General features: G+C 53.7%; 20 protein-coding genes and 1 pseudogene. 15 read left to right on the top strand and 6 right to left on the bottom strand.

Annotation, left to right across the window (positions count from 1 at the left end):
• Positions 1-4 precede the first annotated feature (4 nt).
• The 8 genes and pseudogenes from tssA (at position 5) to AOY23_RS19140 (ending at position 11,296) form a co-directional block, all read left to right on the top strand.
• Positions 5-1,615 carry a type VI secretion system protein TssA gene (gene tssA, locus AOY23_RS19175; RefSeq protein ID WP_054180871.1) on the top strand — a complete coding sequence of 537 codons (1,611 nt, stop codon included), beginning with the start codon at positions 5-7 and terminating at the stop codon, positions 1,613-1,615.
• 33 nt (positions 1,616-1,648) lie between these two features.
• Positions 1,649-3,418, top strand: coding sequence for a type VI secretion system baseplate subunit TssF (gene tssF / locus AOY23_RS19170; RefSeq protein ID WP_054180870.1), 1,770 nt, complete (start codon positions 1,649-1,651; stop codon positions 3,416-3,418).
• Positions 3,382-4,464, top strand: a complete 1,083-nt coding sequence (gene tssG / locus AOY23_RS19165) for a type VI secretion system baseplate subunit TssG (RefSeq protein WP_054180869.1) — start codon at positions 3,382-3,384, stop codon at positions 4,462-4,464. Before tssF ends, tssG begins: the two co-directional genes overlap by 37 nt.
• A gap of 36 nt (positions 4,465-4,500) precedes the next feature.
• Positions 4,501-5,025 (top strand): type VI secretion system lipoprotein TssJ, encoded by a 525-nt coding sequence (gene tssJ, locus AOY23_RS19160; protein ID WP_054180868.1) that lies wholly within the window; start codon positions 4,501-4,503, stop codon positions 5,023-5,025.
• A 4-nt stretch (positions 5,026-5,029) separates the two neighbouring features.
• Positions 5,030-7,253 (top strand): annotated as a pseudogene (locus AOY23_RS23075) (type VI secretion system Vgr family protein); the annotation flags it as partial.
• 1,673 nt (positions 7,254-8,926) lie between these two features.
• The gene (locus tag AOY23_RS19150) at positions 8,927-9,388 is read left to right on the top strand and encodes a hypothetical protein (protein ID WP_054180867.1); all 462 of its coding nucleotides are present in this window, start codon (positions 8,927-8,929) and stop codon (positions 9,386-9,388) included.
• Between the two features lie 64 nt (positions 9,389-9,452).
• A complete protein-coding gene (tssE, locus tag AOY23_RS19145; RefSeq protein ID WP_054180866.1) occupies positions 9,453-9,875 on the top strand; it encodes a type VI secretion system baseplate subunit TssE in 423 nt (140 codons plus the stop codon).
• A gap of 59 nt (positions 9,876-9,934) precedes the next feature.
• Positions 9,935-11,296: a VasL domain-containing protein gene (locus tag AOY23_RS19140; RefSeq protein ID WP_054180865.1), complete on the top strand. Its 1,362-nt coding sequence runs from the start codon at positions 9,935-9,937 to the stop codon at positions 11,294-11,296.
• A 129-nt stretch (positions 11,297-11,425) separates the two neighbouring features.
• Here AOY23_RS19140 and ychF read toward each other — a convergent pair whose 3' ends face one another.
• Together ychF and pth are read right to left on the bottom strand one after the other, a co-directional pair.
• Positions 11,426-12,517, bottom strand: a complete 1,092-nt coding sequence (ychF, locus tag AOY23_RS19135) for a redox-regulated ATPase YchF (RefSeq protein ID WP_054180864.1) — start codon at positions 12,515-12,517, stop codon at positions 11,426-11,428.
• A gap of 116 nt (positions 12,518-12,633) precedes the next feature.
• Positions 12,634-13,218 (bottom strand): aminoacyl-tRNA hydrolase, encoded by a 585-nt coding sequence (gene pth / locus AOY23_RS19130; RefSeq protein WP_054180863.1) that lies wholly within the window; start codon positions 13,216-13,218, stop codon positions 12,634-12,636.
• 265 nt (positions 13,219-13,483) lie between these two features.
• On the opposite strand from pth, the gene ychH reads away from it, so the two are divergent.
• Positions 13,484-13,759: a stress-induced protein YchH gene (ychH, locus tag AOY23_RS19125; protein WP_054180862.1), complete on the top strand. Its 276-nt coding sequence runs from the start codon at positions 13,484-13,486 to the stop codon at positions 13,757-13,759.
• Positions 13,760-13,802: 43 nt separating this feature from the next.
• Here the strand turns inward: ychH and dauA are convergent, their stop codons facing one another.
• The 4 genes from dauA to lolB all read right to left on the bottom strand — a co-directional run bounded on the left by dauA (position 13,803) and on the right by lolB (position 18,168).
• The gene (gene dauA, locus AOY23_RS19120) at positions 13,803-15,494 is read right to left on the bottom strand and encodes a C4-dicarboxylic acid transporter DauA (protein ID WP_407830037.1); all 1,692 of its coding nucleotides are present in this window, start codon (positions 15,492-15,494) and stop codon (positions 13,803-13,805) included.
• A 127-nt stretch (positions 15,495-15,621) separates the two neighbouring features.
• On the bottom strand, positions 15,622-16,569 hold the full coding sequence (gene prs / locus AOY23_RS19115) for a ribose-phosphate diphosphokinase (RefSeq protein ID WP_001518537.1): 948 nt from the start codon (positions 16,567-16,569) through the stop codon (positions 15,622-15,624).
• A 130-nt stretch (positions 16,570-16,699) separates the two neighbouring features.
• Entirely contained in the window at positions 16,700-17,548 is an 849-nt protein-coding gene (ispE, locus tag AOY23_RS19110; RefSeq protein WP_161804033.1) for a 4-(cytidine 5'-diphospho)-2-C-methyl-D-erythritol kinase, read from the bottom strand.
• Positions 17,548-18,168 carry a lipoprotein insertase outer membrane protein LolB gene (lolB, locus tag AOY23_RS19105; RefSeq protein WP_152958637.1) on the bottom strand — a complete coding sequence of 207 codons (621 nt, stop codon included), beginning with the start codon at positions 18,166-18,168 and terminating at the stop codon, positions 17,548-17,550. The genes ispE and lolB overlap by 1 nt, the downstream gene beginning before the upstream one ends.
• Positions 18,169-18,378: 210 nt before the next feature.
• Between lolB and hemA the strand changes: the two genes are divergently transcribed.
• The 6 genes from hemA to kdsA are packed head-to-tail and all read left to right on the top strand — an operon-like array spanning position 18,379 to position 23,686.
• A complete protein-coding gene (gene hemA, locus AOY23_RS19100; protein ID WP_054180860.1) occupies positions 18,379-19,635 on the top strand; it encodes a glutamyl-tRNA reductase in 1,257 nt (418 codons plus the stop codon).
• A gap of 42 nt (positions 19,636-19,677) precedes the next feature.
• Positions 19,678-20,760 (top strand): peptide chain release factor 1, encoded by a 1,083-nt coding sequence (prfA, locus tag AOY23_RS19095; RefSeq protein WP_054180859.1) that lies wholly within the window; start codon positions 19,678-19,680, stop codon positions 20,758-20,760.
• On the top strand, positions 20,760-21,590 hold the full coding sequence (gene prmC, locus AOY23_RS19090; RefSeq protein WP_054180858.1) for a peptide chain release factor N(5)-glutamine methyltransferase: 831 nt from the start codon (positions 20,760-20,762) through the stop codon (positions 21,588-21,590). The genes prfA and prmC overlap by 1 nt, the downstream gene beginning before the upstream one ends.
• Positions 21,587-21,979, top strand: a complete 393-nt coding sequence (gene sirB2, locus AOY23_RS19085) for an invasion regulator SirB2 (RefSeq protein WP_054180857.1) — start codon at positions 21,587-21,589, stop codon at positions 21,977-21,979. Before prmC ends, sirB2 begins: the two co-directional genes overlap by 4 nt.
• A gap of 3 nt (positions 21,980-21,982) precedes the next feature.
• On the top strand, positions 21,983-22,792 hold the full coding sequence (gene sirB1, locus AOY23_RS19080) for an invasion regulator SirB1 (RefSeq protein WP_054180856.1): 810 nt from the start codon (positions 21,983-21,985) through the stop codon (positions 22,790-22,792).
• 39 nt (positions 22,793-22,831) lie between these two features.
• Positions 22,832-23,686 carry a 3-deoxy-8-phosphooctulonate synthase gene (kdsA, locus tag AOY23_RS19075; protein WP_054180855.1) on the top strand — a complete coding sequence of 285 codons (855 nt, stop codon included), beginning with the start codon at positions 22,832-22,834 and terminating at the stop codon, positions 23,684-23,686.
• The last annotated feature ends 33 nt before the right edge of the window (positions 23,687-23,719 follow it).

Below are 23,719 nucleotides of genomic sequence, written 5' to 3'. Positions count from 1 at the left end.
AAGCATGAGTTCACCAGAAAATCTATTAACTGCCTGCACCACCAGCAAAGAAGAACAGCAGCGCCTTATATCCCGGGCACATAACGCCCTGTCACACTGGGATAACTGGCTACGCCCTTTCAGTGCAGAGCATGAAACCGGGGTCGATCCCGCATACGATGACAATTTTCAGTTGATGCGCGAAGAGATTAATAAACTTTCGGGCACCGATTCAGCGCTATTGTGTGAGTTGGCCCAGAAGTGCCTTTGTGAATGCGCCAAAGATATTCGTGTCGTGACCTGGTACATTCAGGCCCGTCTCACCCGCGACGGTGAAAAGGGATTGTCTGAAGGCTTACTGCTTCTGGTCGCGATGCTCACCCGTTACGGGCAGGCATGTCATCCGCAGCAGCGTCCCGCCGCCCGTAAAGCTGCGCTGGAGTGGCTGAACAGTGCAAAAGTTCTTGATGCACTGCTGTTATGGCCCGAAGTGGACAGCAACGATGCCAGTCTGACGATCGGTGCCATTAACCTTCTTGCATCAGCTGTTTCTGACTGGCCGGAAGAGGAAAGGCCTTCTTTTGCAGGTCTTTGTACCGCTCTCGAAAACCGCCTGGCGCGCTCTGGTGGCATGGAAGCACTGGTCCCCCAGAACAGCAGTGCTCAGGAGCATGGGCGTGAACTTGCCCATTCGGATTCACCCCAACTGTCAGCATTGAAATCTGGTCGCGATTTACTCGACCAGGCAAAGTTACTTTCCCGCTGGCTGAGCGAACAACCGCAGGGCTGGCTTGCTTCACACCGGCTGATTAAGACCGTGCGGTGGGATACGGTCGATCAGCCCCCTCCACTGGACAGTAGCGGTCGTACCCGCCTGGTAGCGCCGAAACCCGAGTATCGTGCGCAACTCAAACGGCTATATCTTCAGAAAAACTGGACTGCGCTGGTTGAGCAGGCCAGCCAGATGTATTGCGAGGGGGTCAATCATTTCTGGCTCGATCTCCAGTGGTATCTCTGGCAGGGGCTCAGCCATGCCGGTCATCCGTGGGATTCCTGGCAAGACGCCGTTCTTCTCGATCTGCGTTTGCTGCTTAAACGGCTGCCTGGCCTTGAAGGGATGGCATGGAGTGATGGCACGCCCTTTGCCGACGAAGTCACCACCGCCTGGATTGCTGAAAAAGTGAATGAAGACGGCCTGATGTACGGCGATGAGCCAGCGACTGTCGTTAATAGCCAGGATGACGATGTGTTGCTCCTTGAGTCCGAAGCCATGGAAAAGGGCGACACGGAAGGCCCCGAAGCGGCGCTTGCCTGGCTTCAGTCCCGACCGGGAATGGATACGCCGCGCCACCGCTGGCTGGTACGCCTGTTGATGGCCCGGGTGGCAGAGCAGTATGGCCGAAACGAAATGGCGCTTCATCTGCTTGGCGAACTGACCATCTGTGCGCCACAGCTGACGCTGGGAGACTGGGAACCTGGGCTGTTGTTTGAAGTCCAGGCCCGTCGCCTGAAGTTGTTACGTATGAAAGCCGGTCGCAACGAATCTGATAAAGCCCGTCTGCTGCCTGAAATGGAGTCCTTACTTGCCGGACTTATTGCCATTGATCCTGCCCGTGCCATGGTGCTCTGTGGCTGACTATCTCTTTAAAAAATTTCAGGAATTTCATACATGGATGATTTAACCCTGCGCTATTACGAAGCTGAAATGCGCTATCTGCGCGAAGCGGGTAAAGAGTTTGCCCGGGCTCATCCGGATCGGGCAGCCATGCTTAATCTCGATAAACCCGGCGCACGAGATCCTTACGTGGAACGTCTGTTCGAAGGTTTTGCTTTTCTGATGGGCCGTCTGCGTGAAAAGCTGGATGATGACCTCCCGGAACTGACCGAAGGGCTGGTGAGTCTGCTGTGGCCGCACTATATGCGGACCATCCCGTCGCTGGCCATCGTCGAATTCTCGCCAGACTGGCGTAGTCTGCGTCAGGCCGAAATGCTGGCTGAAGGCTTCTCCGTGCTTTCACGTCCTGTCGGGCCGCATAAAACCGCCTGCCAGTATCGGACGACCCGCGATGTTCCCCTGCAACCATTGCATCTTGCGGACGCCCGCCTGCATACGGAAACCGATGGCCGCTCTGCTATCCGTCTGCGCTTCGAATGCCCTGAAAAAGTGGACTGGAGCAAAGCCGGGATCGACAACGTCGCCATATTCCTCAACGCAGAGAGCCCTGTCAGTTCAGCACTGCATCTGGCAATGACCCGTCGCGTTAACGCGATGTATGCCCGTCATGCCGGGACATACACCGAACGTCATCAATTTGATGGCTGGTGCAAACCATTGGGCTTTGATGACAATCACGGCCTGTGGAAGAAAGCCGATACCGCCTTCAGTGGTTACCAGTTGCTGCTGGAATATTTCAGCTTTCGTCCGAAGTTTATGTTTGTTGAGCTGCGCGGTCTCGACACTATCGGGCTCACTGCGGCCAGCACCTGGTTTGAAATCGACATTGTCCTCAGTGAATCCTGGTCCGCAGATTTGCCTTTCGAGACAGAAAATTTCCGGCTTCACTGCGCGCCGGTCATCAATCTCTTTACCCTGGAAGCCGACCCGCTGACGCTTAACCCGCTGGATAACGAATACCTGCTCAGGCCGTTGCGTCTTCAGGATGGTCACACTGAGATTTACAGTGTCGATAACATCCATGGCGCGGTGAAGAACGGCAAACATCCCTATGTGCCATTCACCAGCTTCCGGCACAGGGGCGGTATGATGCGCCACGATGCCCCGGAGCGTTATTTCCATACCCGTGTGAAACGTGGTCCCTCAGGCATGTATGACACCTGGTTAATTCTGGGCGGTCGCTCGTTCGAACTGGAACAACTGTCTGAAAAACCAGAATCACTCTCAATGCGAATAACCGGTACCAACGGCCAGCTTCCGCGTAAAGCGCTGGAAAGCACCCTGCTGGACAGGGTGGTCAAAACTGGCAAGGTGCCCGTCAGGGTTCTGAATGTCACAGCACCGACGATGCCGCTGTATCCCCCTGCAAACGACCGTTTTCACTGGCGGGTGATGAGTCACCTTGGATCAAACTTCCTCAGCATGATGGACAATCCTGAAGTACTCCGCGGAACGCTGGCGCTGTATGACTGGACCGACGATGAGATGAACCGTCGGCGGCTTGAAGCGATACTCGCTGTAAAGCACACCCTGATCCGTCGTTTTGAGAAAGGTTTTATGCTGCGTGGCGTAGACATTGAGGTCACGCTGAATACGGATAATTTTGCAGGCGAGGGCGATGTGAATCTCTTCGGCGAGATGCTGCACCGGTTCTTCACGCTCTATGCGGATATTCACCTCTTTAACCAGCTCACGCTGGTGCTGCAACCAACAGGGAAACGACTGAGATGGCGCGAGAATCACAGCCAGCACGTACCAGGCTGACGCTGGCCCTTAATAAGGACATCTGGCGGGCCAATTTTTATCGTTTCTGCCAGTTGCTGGAGCAGGAAAAGCCGGACGCGCCGAAACTGGGCACCACCAGTCACCCGGGCGACGATCCGGTACGATTCAGACCCTGGCCTGGTATGGGTTTCCCGGTCAGTACCCTCAAAGCGGTTGAGACCGACGAAGACCAACCTGATTTGCCACCAACGGTCCGTACGACATTTCTGGGGATGTACGGCGTGGACTCACCTCTGCCGACGTCCTACCTCGACGACATAGCGCAGCGCCGCGACGGGCATGAGGCCGTCACGGCATTCCTGGACATTTTCAGCCACCGTATCACCACGCAGTATTATCGGATCTGGCGAAAATATGCGTATCCAGCCACCTTCGAAGCTGGTGGCCGCGATGCCACATCACAGTGTCTGCTGGGGCTGGTAGGGCTGGGGATACCGGGCACCGCAGAACATGTAGCAACGCCGGTTTCACGCTTCCTGGCCTTGCTGGGTACCATGCGATTGCCCACCCGCAATGCCGAAGGCATTCGGGCTCTGGTAAGTCTGCTGGCGCCGAATACCCGGGCTATTATCACCGAACCCGATCCGGTTAAGGTTCAAATTGATAACCGCAGTGGTCTGGATACCAGAAAACGGGTCCGTCTTTCGCAAAGAGCCACACTGGGCAAGACGGCACAAGAATCATGCAGTCGGGTACTTGTGACGCTTGAAACAAGTGATCCGAACGAGGCAGAGGGCTGGTTACCCGGTGGTGTCCTCCATACCGATCTGCTGGCCCTTTTACGCGTCTATCTTGGTTACCGCAGCGATGCCCGGCTGCGCCTCACGGTACCCGTGCGGTTATTACCTGAGCCTCGCCTTGGCACAGGCAGACGTATTCAACTGGGTCGTACCGGTTTGCTGGGGCTGAAAGCAGGCAAGCTCAGCAATAACCGGGAGACTCAGACTGTCAGTTCTGGCTGCTATGAAGGGTTGAAATGTTCAGCCTTACCCCCCGCTGAAGACGGACATTACCGCTTCGACTAACTACGTATTCCCACTCTTAATAAAGGATCTTTTTGAATGGCAACAGTAACCCGCTGGTGGGCGCTGCCGCTTATTGTCTGCGGTGTACTCACTGGCTGTGGTCTGGCTCAGACTGTTACGGACGGTACGGCCAGTATCACGAAATCCATCTTCTACCAAAAAATTAAAACGCTGCATCTGGATTTTACCCCACGCACAGCGATTAACGCTGATGGCGCACAGACCCCGCTGGCGACGATGGTACGGATCTATCAACTGAGGGATCGTAAAGCGGTTGATGCTGCTGATTACCAGACACTGCTGCGCAATGCCGATACGGTGCTTAAGGAAGACGTACTGGTGTCAAAAGAACTGCTGGTGATGCCTGAAGGTAGTGTGACGCTCAATGTGCCTATGGATGAAAACACACAGTTCGTGGCCGTGGTGGGACTGTTCAACCGGCCGGATCTGAAAGACAATCGCTGGCGCATGGTGCTGACCCGTGACGATCTCGACCCGGATAAACCCCGCACGATTGAACTGGGTGACGGATGGCTCAGCCTTGTGCCGGTAAAGGAATAACGTGATGGATAACAGGTTAGCGCTTTTTGACGGGCAGACCCGCTATATTCTGGAGATCGATGGTTGTCCGGTAAAGCCTGATGTCCTGCGCTTTCGTGGCCGGGAAGCACTGAGCGAGCCGTTTAACTGGGACATCGAGTTCACCACACAACAGGAGAACATTCCTCCGGAAGAAGTGCTGATGAAATATGCCTCCTTCCGGATGCGTAGCGGTAAATACGTCTATGGGGTCATAACCCGCATGGAATGGCTGTCCACCTCCAGAGACCAGTCACATTATCGGGTCACGCTGAGTTCACGAATGTCACTCCTGGCGTACACCCGGCAGTGCGCCGTTTTCCAGAACCAGTCGGTACCGGAAGTTGTGGAGCAGGTCTTGCGTAAACATGGGCTGGAAGGGCCGGATTTTGAGTTTCGTCTGGAGCACAGTTACCCGACACGTGAGCTCATTACCCAGTGGCAGGAAACGGATTTACGTTTTATCCAGCGTATTCTGTCTGAAGTGGGCATTTACTGGCGTACGGAGATGGATAACGCCCGCGAACTCGATGTTTTCATCTTTGCCGACAGCCAGCTTAACTATCAGTTTGATATACGTTTGCCTTACAGCGAACCATCGGGGTTATCCGACGGCACGGCAGAGTCATTGTGGGGCGTGAGAACCTGGCACAACGTTGCAGCGGGTATGGTCACGACACGTGATTACAATTATCGCACCGCCACTACGCCGCTGGATGCTACGGTCAGCGTACGTAACGATGCGGTAACTACCGGGGAGCAATACCGTTACTCGGTGCCGTACCGTATAGCAGGTGATGACGCAAACCTGGAGCCGGAAACAGAAAGTGGAGTGTTTTATGCCCGTATCCACCATGAACGTGAACTGAACAGGGCGACACTCATTCACCTGTTCAGTAATGCCTCCGGTCTTACGCCCGGACAGGTGCTGGAACCGCAGGGCAATGCTATTGCTGCCCTGCAAAAGGGAGTCGTCCTTACCCTTGTGACATTCCGGGGGGCCCGTGATACCCGTTTGCATGTTTCTGTCTGGGGCATGCCTTACAGTGAAAGCTACTGTTTTCGTCCGGAGGAAATCCCGCGTCCGGTTATTCCCGGCACCCTCCCGGCCCGTGTTGAGGGGCAGCAAAAAAATGATATCTACGCCTGTCTTGACGAGCAGGGGCGATATCGGGTGAAGCTTGATTTTGACCGGGAGGGAACGAAACAGGGGGAGGGCTATTTGTGGCTTCGCATGGCGAAACCGACGGCTGGCGAAACGCTGGGATGGCATACGCCTCTTATTGACGGGACGGAAGTGGCGATTGCCTGGAGCAATGGCGACATCGATCTGCCGTACATCGCTTATGCTCTGCATGACTCTGAGCATCCGGACCTTGTGAACCGCGATAACCACACCCGAAACATTCTCAGAACACCTGCCGATTCAACATTGCAGATGGAAGACAAATGTGGTGAGGAGCATATCAGACTCACTACAGAATACGGTAAAACGCAGCTCAACATTGGGCATGTCGTGGACAGTCAGGAAACACCTCGTGGTACAGGCCTGGAGTTGCGCACTGATGAATGGGGCACAATACGAGCGGGTAAAGGTCTCTTTGTCAGTGCAGATGGACAAGCTAAAGCCCAGGGAGATGCGCAGGCTATGGAGGAGGCGCTGAAAGAAATCGGCGGGCTCAATGAACATTTGCGACAGCTAGAAATGGCGGCAGAGCAAGCGCAGGCGTTAAAGACACATGTCAATGACCAGGTGATACTGCTCGAACAGCGCCTGAAACCACTTAATGAATCCGTTCTTTTCTCAGCACCGGAAGGGGTGGCACTGACCAGCGGCGAAAACATGCAACTGGCTGCAACCGGAAACATCTCATTAAACGCCGGAGAGGATATCAGTGCCGGAGTGATGGGCAATATGACGGCACTGGCTGGAGAAAAGCTGGGACTGTTTGCCCGAACGGGGCAACTGAGTCTGAAATCCGCAGAAGGGCCTGTAGACATACAGGCTCAGAGTGACAGCATGGCGCTTTTTGCAGAGAAGAAGCTTACTCTGGCTTCAGCCAGCGATATTGCTGTTACCGGGAAAAAACGTGTCACGCTGACTGGTGGAGGGAGTTACCTGAAACTTGAAGCAGGAAAGGTAGAATATGGAACAACAGCGACATGCACGCGTAAAGTCAAAAAAACGATGCTGGCAGCCAGCAGTTCCCTGGATCAACAATTCGTACAACCACCTTCAGGGATATCGGAAATCAAAATCACCAGCGACATGTTGTTGCGAATAAAAGGAGAAACCGATACTGAATGGGCTGAACGCCTGGTGGAAAACAAACTTTCTGCCAGGTTCATCGAGCAAAAAACGGGTATTCCACGTTCTCGTATTGCAAAGTGGCCATCATACCGGGCAATCAGAGATCAGGAAAATCAGATAAAAGCGAATAAAATACTGGGCAGACAAAAAGCGGTTCAACTTTTTAGCGAAAAAGAGATAATAAAGCATAAAGACCTTATTGTGATATCGAAAAATACCGGGATACCAACAGGGACTTTACGCCGAATGGATGAATATAAAGCGCGAAGGCCTGAAAAACAGAAAAAAGCAGCTTTGCAGGATAAAGAAAAAGCCAAACAACTTCTGAAAGAAGGTCAATCAGTAAGAAAAATTGCTAAAGAGACAAATGTTGCCGAGCGTACCTTACATCAATGGAAGGGAAACTGGAAGAAAATAAAAGTCAGTAGCGATGCGTCTTCGTCATCAACAACCGAACAAACACTCATCACACAGATTTCTGATATGAAGAAAAAGAGAAGGACAGAAGAAAATATCGCACCAGTAATTCAGAAAAAAATGAAGAAGATGTTATCTGCCGCTACTGATGAACTTGATCCCTACACGCGTGATTGCACAACAACAGCCATTGGAGTTGACGGAAATGAAAAATATTACATTTCATCCAGTAGTTATCCTTTCCCGTTGAAATTACAGCGCTGGGCGAAAAAAAACAACATCAACATTATTGATGCACAAGGGCATGCGGAAGAGTCAATGATAAATAACGTCGGCAACATCAAACATATTGAACCTTCCCGTAATGTTTGTCTGGAATGTGAACATAAAATGTTGAAGCATCATGTGACAACGTCAACATCTTTTTCACATAAATTAAGTCGCGCCAGACGTATCGAAAACAATCCAACAGAAGAGATGATTGTATTAAGTAAGAAATTAAATGCAGCAGAGGAGTTAAAAGAAAAAAATAAATGTGAAGCTAAGCGTCTTTTAACTGAAGGAAAGTTGTCGCTTGCGGAAATTGAGAGAGACACAGGAGTGCGAAAGAGTACGATGGTGGGATGGCAGGAGCATAAAACCTGGCTTTCATCTCGTAAGCAACTCAAAGCCGACGATCCAAGAAAAGCAGAAGCAGTACAAATGTCCCGTAAAGGAATCAGTCAAAATGAGATTGCCAAAAAGCTAAAAACATCAAAGACTAAGGTTAGTTTGTGGATAAAGGAATTTAAACAGGATGAAACTCGGCAGGCCCCAACGAAACCTTCGACTTCCGGGAAAAAAACGTCTTCTCACGCAGGTGGAAAGCCCAGTAATACAATGCATATGCAGCTCTCGCTCAGAAGTGAAATCCGGGCCGAGTCAGGGGTGATTAGTCAACGCGGGCTGACACGATGGATTCAGGAGCCAGGGATGAACAATTGCTCCTATCAGGAAGTGCTGAGTGTACTGGAAGATGAAGAAATTGATTTTGATGTGAATGATTTTATTAAGGCCTGGACTGCTGCAGGGCGAACTCTGCCGGGTGAGTAAAACCTGTCGATATAACAACATTAATATACCAGTAGGTTTTATTACAATTAATGAGAAGGTGAAATGAACACAGACGAGTATTTAGAGAAATTGACTGAGGGGTTAACTGGGCTTACTTTTCAACAGAAACTTACAGTCGGTATTTTTTTCTTGCGCAAGCAAATTTCTGCTGTTGCCGGATTCGATAAAATTTATAGCGAACAACTTCTGCCATTTTATGAAGAAATTATCAATATGTTAACTGTCTGTGCTAATGTGGGTTGTGATACGTCTGTACTGAGAAATAAACTTCAACACTGCAGCGAGAAAATTCCTGACACGGAAGAATTTACGTCTGAAGTCGGGAGTTTTGCACAGCATGCAATGATTAGCGCCTGTTACCTGTTGTCATTTTGTCTTGACCAGAACCCGGCTGATTTTCATAAAACGCTGGAAATGGCTGTTGAGAATTTTTATATTCAGAATAAATTGTCAGATGTTTTGCTCAGTAATGACCTGCCTCATGAATTAATATTGAATGTATGACTTAAGCTAATTTTCAAGTTTATATTCTCACTCTCAATGATTTATACCTGAAATGATATTGTCAATGAATGCTAACTTTCCATCTTTATACGAGGTTTTAACAGGTCACTTCACGGGAGGGATATCGATAGAAATAACCACAGAAAGCGATCAGGTTATTTTATCCGTTATGGATAATATCCAGCGGATCCTGAACTCCCGGGCTGCTGGCCTGCTTCATTTACCTGATTACGGTTTGCCCGATATGGCCACGATTCTGCAAGGAATGCCGGGTACCGCTAATCAACAGGTCAATGCAATTACCGGTGTCCTGCTGAAGTATGAGCCCCGATTACAGTCACTCAATGTCACGCTACTTGAACAGAAAGTACCTGGTGAGTTGCGTTATGCCATTGATGCCGAACTGAAAGAAATTGGTCTGGTACGGTATAGCACTGAGTTTATTGCCGGAGGAAAAGTGATGCTCAGACATCTGAAATCACAGTAACTCTGGATAAACACCTGCTTATTAGCGCATCAATTTCCCTTCCCGAAACGGATTACACCATGTTTGACACAACAGATCGCCACCTTAAAACCGGGGGAGATCCCCGAACGATATCTGATTTTTTCGCATTACGGGATGAGCTCGCAAAGCTGTTTCATCCTGCTCGTCCGGATGTGAACTGGAAGTATGTTGAGAAGCTTGCGTTAAAACTTTTCGATATCAATGGGGTCGAGCTTCAGACGGCGGCATGGTATACCCTGGCAAGAACGCACCTGGCGGGTATTCATGGGTTCAATGAAGGTATGGCAATTCTGAATGCACTGATCTGTTATCAGTGGCCTGCGATGTGGCCGTCATCTGTACATGCCCGAATGGAGATACTCAGCAGTCTGAACAAACGTCTTCAGCAGATTTTTCGGACGCTATCATTTCACCACGGGGACTTATCAGCCTTGTACGAAAGCGTAAAATTGCTGGTCTCAACCGGAGATGCCCTGCAACGTCTTGAACTTAGAAGCGCAGGCGGGACCGACGCTCTACATTACATGCTCCAGAACGCGATATTCAGACTCGAAAACAGCAACCTTGTAGAAGGCTCCATGACGGATGTCAGGCTGCCTGTAAAGGCCGAACATGTCGTAAAAGGCGAGAATCGTCAGCGCTGGGTATTCGTTGTTAATTCGAAATCTCCGGCGAGTGTCGAAGTAGGGGAAAGGTTAACCGCACGAATGACACCGCGTACTGCCTTTTTCTGCGGCGCGTTAACAGCGGCAATAGTGAGCATTGCCTTGATGAAAATTATACCGGAAGCATTCAGTAACCCAGAGCAGGACGCGATGTTTGCTTCACTTGCAGCCTTACCGACCAGCGTGCCACTGCCGGTAGTGGATCAGTTACGCCAGGGTGCAACATCGTGGCGTGACACCAGTAATGTTTATGCGCAGAAATTAAATACCCGCCTGGAGGAACTTGTCTCGCTTCCGCCTTACTGGCCTTTGCAATATGGAACGCAACTGGTGGAACAAACCCGTCATCTTTATCCTGATTCCGAACTGTCAAAAAAGATTTCAGCGCGCTGGCAATCAAAGCTGATTGCAAATTCTCTACCTGATACCAGCCTGACCGGGTGGCATAAGGGATTTACTGAACTTCAAAAACTGCAGGACAGACTTAATCAGCTTGACGAACAGAAGGGGAAATACCTCACAGTGAGTGAACTCAAAACGACGGTATTTTCAATATCAAAGGCATTCAACGACGGTGTTCCGGCTGAAGAATTGATACGACAATTGCAAACGACCTCTCAAAACCTGCCTCTGTCACAGGATTTACTCAACCGCACTGCGCTTAAACTCAGACAGTTGAATAATTCCTATATGATGGTCACATCAGACAGACCTGCAATGACTCAACAACAGTAGACATCATCACGTTAGTATCCGCGCGTTCATTTGAAACAGCACAGAAAGAAAAATCCACGCAATTGCGTGGATTTAATAGTTTTTTGCGATTCTCAAAAGTTTCAACGAAACCTCATGAGACAACAAAACTTAGACGTTAAACAGGAAGTTCATCACATCGCCATCTTTGACGATGTAGTCTTTGCCTTCTGCACGCATCTTACCGGCTTCTTTCGCGCCTTGTTCACCCTTATAGGTAATGAAATCTTCATAAGAGATGGTCTGTGCGCGGATAAAACCTTTTTCGAAGTCGGTGTGGATTTTACCTGCCGCCTGCGGCGCGGTGGCGCCAACCGGGATGGTCCAGGCACGAACTTCTTTCACACCTGCGGTGAAGTAGGTCTGCAGGTTCAGCAGGGCATAACCGGCGCGGATCACGCGGTTCAGACCTGGCTCTTCAAGACCCAGCTCTGCCATAAACTCGTCACGCTCTTCGTCGTCGAGTTCAGCGATGTCTGATTCCACTGCAGCACACACTGGCACCACGACAGAACCTTCCTGCTCAGCGATTTCGCGTACTTTGTCCAGGTATGGGTTGTTCTCGAAACCGTCTTCGTTGACGTTTGCGATGTACATGGTCGGCTTCAGCGTCAGGAAGCTCAGGTAGCGAATGGTTTCTTTCTCTTCTTTGCTCAGATCCAGCGCGCGCAGCATCCCGGCGTTTTCCAGTTGCGGCAGGCATTTTTCCAGCACAGCCAGTTCGGCTTTGGCGTCTTTATCGCCGCCTTTGGCTTTTTTGGAGATGCGGTGAATGGCGCGTTCGCAGGCCTCGAGGTCAGAGAGCGCCAGCTCGGTGTTGATCACGTCGATGTCTTCTGCGGGATCAACTTTGCCGGAAACGTGAATGATGTTGTCGTTTTCAAAGCAACGCACCACGTGACCGATCGCTTCGGTTTCACGGATGTTGGTCAGGAACTGGTTGCCCAGACCTTCACCTTTGGAGGCGCCTTTCACCAGACCAGCGATGTCAACGAATTCCATGGTGGTCGGCAGAATGCGCTGGGGCTGAACGATTTCAGCCAGCTTGTCCAGACGCGGATCGGGCATCGGCACGACACCGGTGTTCGGCTCAATAGTACAGAAGGGGAAGTTTGCCGCTTCAATACCCGCTTTTGTGAGCGCATTGAACAGGGTGGATTTGCCAACGTTTGGCAAACCGACGATACCGCATTTGAATCCCATGTTTAAATCACCTTAATCTTTGGGTAATCAATCTGTTACAGCGAACAGATTGCAGAAAAATAAATAACTTCGCCTATTATACACGGCAGTCGGGTAAATTGCCGCCCCTGAGACGCTTATTGCGCCTTAAAGGCATGCAGGCGATTGGTGGCTTTGGTCAGGCCTTCTTTCAGCCAGATCTCGGTGCAGCGTGCCGCTTCGTCAACCGCATCGTCAATCAGCTTCTGCTCTGCTGCTTGTGGTTTGCCCAGCACAAAGCCGACAACTTTATTTTTATCGCCCGGATGGCCGATTCCGACGCGTAAGCGATAAAAGTTCGGGTTATTGCCGAGCTTGCTGATGATGTCTTTCAGACCATTATGACCGCCATGACCCCCGCCGAGTTTAAATTTCGCCACGCCGGGAGGAAGATCCAGTTCATCATGCGCCACCAGGATTTCATCGGCGTTGATGCGATAAAACGTCGCCAGCGCGGCAACCGCCTTACCGCTCAAATTCATAAACGTGGTGGGCACCAGCAGGCGCACATCTTCACCGGCAAGGTTGATTCGTGAGGTGTAGCCAAAGAATTTAGGCTCTTCACGCAGCGGGGCACGACAGCGTTCCGCCAGTAAGTCTACATACCAGGCGCCTGCATTATGGCGCGTTGCCGCGTATTCGGCACCGGGGTTTGCCAGGCCGACAATCAGCTTAATGGTCACGTCTCTTTTCCTGAATGGGTCGAAATCTGGCGCGTAGTTTACTGGTTGCAGCGCCGGTTGACAAAACGAAGCGCAAGATGACGAGATAATTGCGCGACTGAACCATTAGAATTTCAATTAGTTCAGCGAGTTAATTGTAAAGATTTGTTGACTATATCTTCGTTATTGTGATCCTTAACGCAATCCCTGTTTCGTATGTTGCCTATACTTTAGACACATGGATAAGAGGGACTTTCCCTCTCAGCCCAAGTTCCGGAGGTGACATATGAAACGCAAAAACGCTTCGCTGCTCGGTAACGTGCTTATGGGTCTGGGGTTAGTGGTCATGGTAGTGGGAGTAGGGTACTCCATTTTGAACCAGCTTCCGCAACTTAATTTGCCACAGTTTTTTGCCCACGGCGCCGTGCTGAGCATCTTCCTGGGTGCAGTTCTCTGGCTGGCGGGCGCTCGTGTCGGCGGGCATGAAAGGGTCACCGACAAATACTGGTGGGTCCGGCACTACGATAAACGCTGCCGCCGTGATCAGCACCCACACAGCTAACGAATGAAAGAACGGCTCCCGAGGGAGCCGTTCTGCTTTCTGCTTACAGGATATCGGCGAGTGCCGCATCCCGGTTCGGGTAGAAACTCAGGCGACCCGGAATCGGATGGATCCCTGCGCGCGCCATCGTGCGCAACGGCTGGAACTCCACGTTAGACACCCGCAGTTCACACCCTTCAGGCAGCTTATCAACAAAGCGCTGGAAAGCGTTCAGACCGCCAGCGTCCAGTACCGGCACGGCATCCCACTTCAGTACCACAATGCGTTTGCCGACAATCCGTGATTCCAGATCGGTAAACAACCCTTCCGCCGCCGCAAAGAATAGCGGGCCGATCACGCGCAGCACCAGCACATCGTCCGGTACGGAGACATTGACCGGCGCCAGGCGCGTCATACGGGCAATACGACGCATGAACAGCAGCGAAGCGAGCACAATACCGACGCTAATCGCGATGACCATATCAAACAGCACGGTCAGCGACATACAGATCAGCATGACGATAATGTCATCTTTAGGCGCGCGGCGCAGCAGATTGACGACCTTGTGCGCCTCGCTCATGTTCCAGGCCACCATCAGCAGCAGCGCGGCCATGGCGGACAGCGGCAACCAGGAGAGCAGCGGGGCGAGCGCCAGCAGCGCCAGAATCACCAGCACCGCATGGATAACGGCAGCGACCGGTGACGTTGCGCCAGCGCGCACGTTGGCAGCGGAACGGGCAATCGCCGCAGTCGCGGTGATCCCGCCAAAGAACGGCGCGACGATATTGCCCATCCCCTGACCGATAAGCTCGCTGTTGGCCTTGTGCTTCGTGCCGGTCATACCATCGAGCACCACGGCGCACAGCAGCGATTCGATAGCGCCCAGCATCGCCATGGAAAAGGCGGCGGGGAGCAGGGCCTGCAACGAGTTCCAGCTCAGCGTAAATTCAGAGCCCGGTAAATTCCACGGCAGCACCAGTTGCGGCAGCAGTTGCGGAATACCGTTACCCTGCGAGCCATCGGCGAGAACATAGTGGAACTGGGAGCCGATGGTCGCGACCTGGCCACCCATCATATTGACCACCGCCATCACCGCACAGCCTGCCAGCAGCGCCGGAAGGTGTCCTGGCAGACGAATACCCATCCGCGGCCAGAAAATGAGCGTGGCGAGCGTGACGACGCCAATCGCCGCGTCGCCGATATTGATACTCGGCAGCGCCATCACCAGCGCACCGAGTTTTTGTAAATAGTGCTCCGGCATATGCGGGATCTGCAAACCGAGAAAATCTTTGATTTGCATGGTCCCGATGGTGATCCCAATCCCCGACGTAAAGCCCAGCGTCACTGACAGCGGAATGTATTCGATCAACCGACCGAAACGGGCGAGGCCAAAGAGGATGAGAAAAACCCCTGACATCAGCGTCGCCACCAGCAGACCGGCGAGGCCAAACTGCTGAGACACCGGATAGAGGATCACCACGAACGCCGCCGTAGGGCCGGAAACGCTGAAGCGGGAACCGCCTGCAAGGGCGATGACAATCCCGGCCACTGCAGAGGTATACAGACCGTATTGCGGCGCCACGCCACTACCAATTGCCAGCGCCATTGCCAGCGGGATCGCGATAATACCGACGGTCACCCCGGCGATCAGGTCGCGCGTGAAGCGTGGCAGGGTGTATTTCTCTTTCCAGCACGCATCGATGAGGGCCTGGAAAGGCATTACATGTGAAGTCAGTTTGTTCACTATATGTTTCATCCGTGAGCGCATCACCTGTTATGTCAATGGCAGGTGAAGGAGGCAATAACAGTTAATTAATAAGTCATACAAATGTTCAACACGGACAAAAAAACCCGCCGCAGCGGGTTTTATCAGGCCGGTTCGATTAATGCTCGAACATGGCAGAAATCGATTCTTCGTTGCTGATACGACGAATCGCTTCGGCCAGCATGCCGGACAGCGTCAGGGTACGCACGTTCGGCAGGGCTTTGATTTCATCCGTTAGCGGGATGGTATCACAAACCACCACTTCGTCGATGACCGAGTTACGCAGGTTATTTGCCGCATTTCCAGAGAAGATGGGGTGTGTAGCGTAGGCGAACACGCGTTTTGCACCTCGCTCTTTCAGAGCTTCTGCCGCTTTACACAGCGTACCGCCGGTGTCGATCATATCGTCAACCAGCACGCAGTCGCGACCGGCAACGTCACCGATGATATGCATCACCTGAGAAACGTTAGCGCGCGGACGGCGTTTGTCGATGATCGCCATGTCGGTATCGTTCAGCAGCTTGGCGATAGCACGGGCGCGAACCACGCCGCCGATATCCGGGGAAACCACAATCGGGTTATCCAGATTCAGTTGCAGCATATCTTCGAGCAGGATCGGGCTACCAAATACGTTATCAACCGGGACATCAAAGAAGCCCTGGATCTGTTCAGCATGCAGGTCAACGGTCAGTACGCGGTCAACGCCAACGCTCGACAGGAAGTCAGCGACAACTTTAGCGGTGATCGGCACACGCGCGGAACGCACACGGCGATCCTGACGAGCATAACCAAAGTAAGGGATTACGGCTGTGATACGGCCTGCGGAAGCACGACGCAGGGCATCGACCATAACAACCAATTCCATCAGGTTGTCGTTGGTAGGAGCACAAGTGGACTGGATGATGAAAATATCACCACCGCGTACGTTTTCGTTAATTTGTACGCTGACTTCGCCGTCGCTAAAACGACCTACAGCGGCGTCGCCAAGAGAAGTGTACAGGCGGTTGGCAATACGTTGTGCTAGTTCCGGGGTGGCGTTACCAGCAAAAAGCTTCATATCAGGCACGAGAAGAACCTCAGGCATGCGTCCAGTGGTGGATGAAAGGGGCCAAAAAAACTGTGCGGGCCGGGCGCCATTTCATCCAGGCGGTGTATTTAAAGAGCGCGATGCAACGTCTGGAACAAGAGTGACGTTGTCACCGTGACTCAGTTTGCTCCAAAATGGCGTACTGCAGCGGAGAGGTGTTCATCCCTCGCGCGACAAAGCCGTGCAGCCATTCCGGGGCTTGCTCTAGCACCTGACGAGCGGCGGATTCGGTGTCAAATTCAGCAAAGACACAGGCTCCTGTGCCAGTCAGGCGCGACGGCGCGTATTCTAACAGCCAGGAAAGCGCCGCATCAACCTCGCGAAAACGTTTTCTTGCGATAACCTCGCAATCGTTGGCAAATTCACATTTTAATAACGTTTCTATTGACCGTACCGGAGTATTTCGCGGCAGCGCCGGATCTTTAAAAATGAGCGGAGTAGGAATACTCACGCCAGGATGCGCGACAAGATACCATTTTTCAGGCACCTCCACCGGGGTGAGCAACTCGCCGACACCCTCCGCAAAGGCCGCATGCCCGCGCACGAAAACCGGGACATCCGCGCCAAGCGTCAGACCCAGCGCCGCCAGTTCGTCAACAGACAACCCGCAGCCCCAGAGATGATTCAGGGCGACCAGCACCGTCGCCGCGTTGGATGAGCCGCCGCCAAGACCGCCGCCCATCGGCAGGCGTTTTTCGATACTGATGTCCGCGCCGCTGCCAGCCGGGGCCGCATCGATCAGCAGACGCGCCGCACGGGAAATGAGATTCTCCGCTTCTGGCACGCCCTCGACCGGCGTCAGTAGCCGAAGCTGGCCGTCCTGACGCGGTTCGATGGTGATGGTGTCGCCGTAATCGAGAAACTGAAACAGCGTCTGCAGGGTATGGTAACCGTCCGGACGTTGCCCGGTGATGTACAAAAACAGGTTCAGCTTCGCAGGGGAAGGCCAGCGGCTCATCATTTGACGATCCAGTTATCCATCTTCAGCTTGATGCGCTGGCTGCCGTCAGTCAGTTCCATGTTGGAAGGCAATGCCGGCTGCGTTTTACTGTCGTAGCTGCTGTAAGTGACTTTCCAGTTTTTGCCGTTCTGGCGATAGTTGAGCGTGCTCAGGCGATACTGCTCATCCAGCGTATAATCGGTGGCGTCACCGGGCAGGCCAAGGATCCACTGGCGCAGGCTGTTGAGCGGAATCGGCATGCCGGTCAGTTTAGCAATCATCTCTTCGGCGTTGGTGTCGGTGTAATGCTGGCCTTTGTTATCCACTAACTCCACGCTGCCGGGCTGCGCGTTCAGCTCAAGCTCGGTGCTGCCAAGCGGGTTGGTCAGCAGCAGGCGATAGCGTTCCTGGCCGGTTTGCTGCCAGAAAAAGCGGGCATAGACTTTTTGTTCGTCGGAAAGGTAGGCAAACGCGCCGCGCGTCTGGTACTGGTTAAGCTGACGGACTTGCTGCTCATGCTGACGCCACTGCGGCGCGTCAGGGCTTTTCCCCGGGCCTTTCGGCGCATTGATGGAGCAGGCGGTAAGAACCAGGGCTGCCAGCGGCAGCAGGCGAATCAGTCGGGGCGTGCGCATCATTGTGACAAATCCTTGAGGTGCGTTGCATAACGTCGTTAAGCCTTTATGCTAGCGTTGTGCAGGAATAGCGTCTACGTTCATGTTGTCTTAATTCAAAAAATTCGCGGCCCGGGCCGGTACGCCAAAAGGGGCAGTCTCTTTTATTGGAACCGTGCATCCTGTATGATGCATACAGACTAACCTTATCAACGCTGGTACTACTCCCGCTCTATGACCCTGTTAGCTCTCGGCATCAACCACAAAACAGCTCCGGTCGCGTTGCGAGAACGTGTTTCGTTTTCGCCGGATACGCTCGACCAGGCGCTGGAGAGCCTGCTGGCACAGCCGATGGTGCAGGGCGGTGTTGTGCTCTCGACCTGTAACCGCACCGAGCTTTATCTCAGCGTGGAGGAAGAGGGGAATTTACAGGAAGCGTTGATCCGCTGGCTGTGTGATTACCACAACCTCAATGAAACCGATCTGCGTACCAGCCTCTACTGGCATCAGGATAACGATGCCGTTCGCCATCTCATGCGCGTGGCCAGCGGCCTGGATTCGCTGGTGCTTGGCGAACCACAAATCCTCGGTCAGGTAAAGAAGGCGTTCGCGGATTCCAGTCGCGGGCATTTACACGCCAGCGACCTGGAGCGTATGTTCCAGAAATCCTTCTCCGTCGCCAAACGCGTTCGCACCGAAACTGACATCGGCGCCAGTGCGGTGTCGGTGGCGTTTGCGGCCTGTACGCTGGCGCGGCAGATCTTCGAGTCGCTCTCAACCGTAACGGTGCTGCTGGTGGGTGCCGGGGAAACCATCGAGCTGGTGGCGCGCCATCTGCGTGAGCATCGGGTGCATAAGATGGTCATCGCCAACCGGACGCGGGAACGCGCGCAGGTGCTGGCGGATGAAGTCGGCGCGGAAGTGATTGCGCTGAGCGATGTCGATGAGCGCCTGAAAGACGCCGATATTATTATCAGTTCCACCGCCAGCCCGCTGCCGATCATCGGTAAAGGGATGGTTGAACGCGCCCTGAAAGCACGCCGCAATCAGCCCATGCTGCTGGTGGATATCGCTGTTCCACGCGACGTCGAGCCTGAGGTCGGCAAGCTTGCCAACGCCTATCTCTACAGCGTGGATGATTTACAGAATATTATTCAGCACAACCTGGCACAACGACAGGCCGCCGCCGTGCAGGCGGAGAGCATCGTTGCGCAGGAAACCAGCGAGTTTATGGCCTGGCTGCGCGCGCAAAGCGCCAGTGAGACCATCCGTGATTTCCGCAGCCAGGCCGATCAGGTTCGTGATGAGCTGACCGCGAAAGCGCTGAGCGCGCTGGAGCAGGGCGGCGATCCACAAGCCATCATTCAGGATCTGTCGAGAAAACTGACTAACCGCTTAATTCACTCCCCGACCAAATCTCTTCAGCAGGCCGCCCGCGATGGCGATGAAGAACGCCTGCATATTCTGCGCAACAGCCTCGGGCTGGAATAGCGCACCTCACTTTATATTTGATGACAAGGTGCATTTACGCCTATGAAGCCTTCTATCGTTGCTAAACTGGAAGCTCTGCATGAGCGCCATGAAGAAGTTCAGGCGCTGCTGGGTGATGCGGATACCATCGCCGACCAGGAGCGGTTCCGGGCACTGTCGCGTGAGTACGCGCAGCTTAGCGATGTTTCACGTTGTTTTACTGACTGGCGTCAGGTTCAGGATGACATTGACGCGGCTCAGATGATGCTCGACGACCCGGAAATGCGCGAAATGGCGCAGGACGAGTTGCGCGACGCGAAAGAAAAAAGCGAAGCGCTGGAACAACAGCTGCAGGTGCTGCTGCTGCCTAAAGATCCTGATGATGAACGTAACGCGTACCTCGAAGTGCGCGCCGGTACCGGCGGTGACGAAGCGGCGCTGTTTGCCGGTGACCTGTTCCGTATGTATTCACGCTACGCCGAAGCACGACGCTGGCGCGTGGAAATCATGAGCGCCAGCGATGGCGAGCACGGCGGTTACAAAGAGGTGATCGCCAAAATTAGCGGCGACGGTGTGTATGGTCGTCTGAAATTCGAGTCCGGCGGCCATCGTGTTCAGCGCGTTCCGGCGACGGAATCGCAGGGGCGTATTCATACCTCCGCCTGCACGGTTGCCGTGATGCCGGAACTGCCGGAAGCGGAAATGCCGGAGATCAACCCGGGCGATCTGCGTATCGATACCTTCCGCTCCTCGGGCGCGGGCGGTCAGCACGTTAACACCACCGACTCCGCCATTCGTATTACTCACCTGCCAACCGGCATTGTGGTGGAGTGTCAGGACGAGCGTTCTCAGCACAAAAACAAAGCCAAAGCGCTGTCCGTGCTCGGCTCACGTATTCGCGCGGCAGAAGCCGCCAAACGCCATCAGGCCGAAGCCTCTGAGCGCCGTAACCTGCTCGGCAGCGGCGATCGCAGCGATCGTAACCGCACCTACAACTTCCCGCAGGGCCGTGTCACCGATCACCGCATCAACCTGACGTTATACCGCCTGGATGAAGCGATGGAAGGTAAACTGGACATGCTGATTGAGCCGATCGTGCAGGAATATCAGGCCGATCAGCTGGCGGCACTGTCAGAGCAGGAATGATGACCTATCAACAGTGGCTGGCCCGGGCGATAGCGCGTCTTGCCGCCAGCGAAAGCCCGCGCCGCGACGCAGAAATCCTGCTGGGTCATGTGACCGGCAAGGCGCGAACCTACATTCTGGCGTTTGATGAAACCCTGCTCAGCGCGGAGCAACTCGAGCCGCTGGAAGCGCTGCTGGCCCGCCGTGAACGTGGTGAGCCGGTGGCATATCTGACCGGGCAGCGTGAGTTCTGGTCATTGCCGCTGTATGTTTCCCCTGCCACGCTGATCCCGCGGCCGGACACCGAGTGTCTGGTCGAACAGGCGCTGGCGCGGCTTCCCGCGACTGGCTGTCGCATCCTCGATTCAGGCACCGGTACCGGCGCGATTGCGCTGGCGCTGGCGAGTGAGCGCCCCGATTGCCAGGTGACGGCGGTGGATGTGATCCCGGAAGCCGTCGCGCTGGCGCAACGCAATGCGGATAACCTCGGCATCACCAACGTCACGCTGTTGCAGAGTAACTGGTTTGATGCGCTGACCGATCAACAATTTGCGATGATCGTCAGCAACCCGCCGTACATTGATGAGCAGGATCCTCATCTGGCGCAGGGCGACGTGCGTTTTGAGCCAAAAACCGCGCTGGTGGCGGCCGATCACGGTCTGGCCGATCTGGCCCATATCATCCGCGAAGGGCGTAACTTCCTTGTGAATGATGGCATGATGCTGCTGGAGCATGGCTGGACGCAGGGCGCGGCGGTACGGGCGCTGTTCACCGACGCCGGTTATGTGGCAGTAGAAACCTGCCGTGACTACGGCGGCAATGAACGTCTGACGCTGGGGAGAAAAGCGTGAATATTTTCACGATAGTGCTGGCCATTCATATTCTGACCGCGGGGTTGTCAGTGAGCCTGTTTGTGCTGCGTTACTGGTGGAAGTATCAGCACAGCCCGCGGCTGACGGCGCGTTGGGTGAAAGTGTTGCCCCATGCTGTCGATACGCTGCTGTTACTCAGCGGCGCCGGGCTTATCGCAATAACGCACTATCTGCCCTTCACCGAAGACGGGGCATGGCTGACTGAAAAGCTGTTTGGCGTTATCATTTACATCGTTTTGGGTTTTGTCGCGCTGGGCCGTCGGTTTCAGCGCAGCCAGCAGGTCGGTTTTATCGCTTTCCTGCTGGGGCTGGTGGTGCTGTTCATCATCATTAAACTCGCCATCACTAAAGTACCGTTACTGGGGTAGGTCATGAGGTCATTAGCCGATTTTGAATTTAACAACGCACCCTTATGCGATGGGATGATCCTCATTTCTGAATTGATCCGCGATGATTTTCATGCGCAGCGCGTCAGCCACGAGCTGGAACAGTTGGTGAGTCTGGCGCAGGAAGAAATCAGCGCCGCCTGGACGCAAAACCGGCAGATGGAACGGTTGCTGGAACTGTTTTACGGTGACTGGGGATTCAGCGACTCCCGTGGTGTCTACCGGCTTTCCGATGCCTTATGGCTGGATCAGGTGCTGAAGAACCGTCAGGGGAGCGCGGTATCGCTGGGCGCGATTTTCCTGTGGGTTGCGCAGCGCCTGTCGCTGCCGGTTGTGCCGGTGATTTTCCCGACCCAGCTGATTTTGCGCGCCGACACCGATCCCGACGAAATGTGGCTGATTAACCCGTTCAATGGCGACACGCTGGACGAGCACACGCTGGAAGTGTGGCTGAAAGGCAACATCGGCCCGGTGGCGGAGCTGTACAACGAAGATCTCGATGAAGCGGATAACGCCGAAGTGATCCGCAAATTGCTCGACACGTTAAAATCCGCGCTGATGGAAGAGCAGCAGATGGAACTGGCGCTGCGGGCCAGTGAGGTGTTGTTGCAGTTTAATCCTGAAGATCCGTATGAAATCCGCGACCGCGGACTGATTTACGCCCAGCTGGAGTGCGAACACGTCGCGCTGCTGGACTTAAGCTATTTTGTGGAACAGTGCCCGGAAGATCCGATTAGCGAGATGATCCGCGCACAAATCAACACGATTTCGCATAAACAAATTACTTTGCATTAATCTGGAATGAATCCGGTTAAACCCTGATAAGGCGATCCTATGAAACAAAAAGTGGTAAGCATTGGCGATATCAACGTAGCAAATGACCTGCCGTTCGTGCTGTTTGGTGGTATGAACGTGCTGGAATCACGCGATCTCGCCATGCGCATTTGCGAACACTATGTGACCGTCACCCAGAAGCTGGGCATCCCGTACGTGTTCAAAGCCTCTTTTGATAAGGCGAACCGTTCCTCCATTCACTCCTACCGTGGCCCGGGCCTCGAAGAGGGGATGAAGATTTTCCAGGAACTGAAACAGACCTTCGGCGTGAAAGTCATCACTGACGTTCATGAAGCATCGCAGGCGCAGCCGGTGGCGGATGTCGTTGATGTTATCCAGTTACCGGCATTCCTCGCCCGCCAGACCGACCTGGTCGAAGCGATGGCGAAAACCGGTGCCGTTATCAACGTGAAAAAACCGCAGTTCGTCAGCCCCGGGCAGATGGGCAATATCGTGGATAAATTCCGTGAAGGCGGCAACGAGCAGGTGATCCTCTGCGATCGCGGCGCGAACTTCGGTTACGACAACCTGGTGGTTGACATGCTGGGCTTCAGCGTGATGAAGAAAGTTTCTGGCAATGCGCCGGTGATTTTCGACGTCACCCACGCGCTGCAGTGCCGCGACCCGTTTGGCGCGGCGTCCAGCGGTCGTCGTGCTCAGGTCACTGAACTGGCGCGCGCCGGGATGGCGACCGGTCTGGCCGGTCTGTTTATTGAAGCGCATCCGGATCCGGAACACGCGAAATGCGATGGCCCGTCTGCACTGCCGCTCGACAAGCTCGAACCGTTCCTGAAGCAGATCAAAGCGATTGACGATCTGGTGAAGAGTTTCGACGAGCTGGACACCAGCCACTAATGAAAAACCCCGCTTCGGCGGGGTTTTTTGTCT

Origin of the sequence: Trabulsiella odontotermitis (assembly GCF_001297775.1) — a bacterium.
Lineage (GTDB): Bacteria > Pseudomonadota > Gammaproteobacteria > Enterobacterales > Enterobacteriaceae > Trabulsiella > Trabulsiella odontotermitis.
Note: the sequence above shows the minus strand (reverse complement) of the source record. Positions and strands in the feature narration are given on the sequence as shown.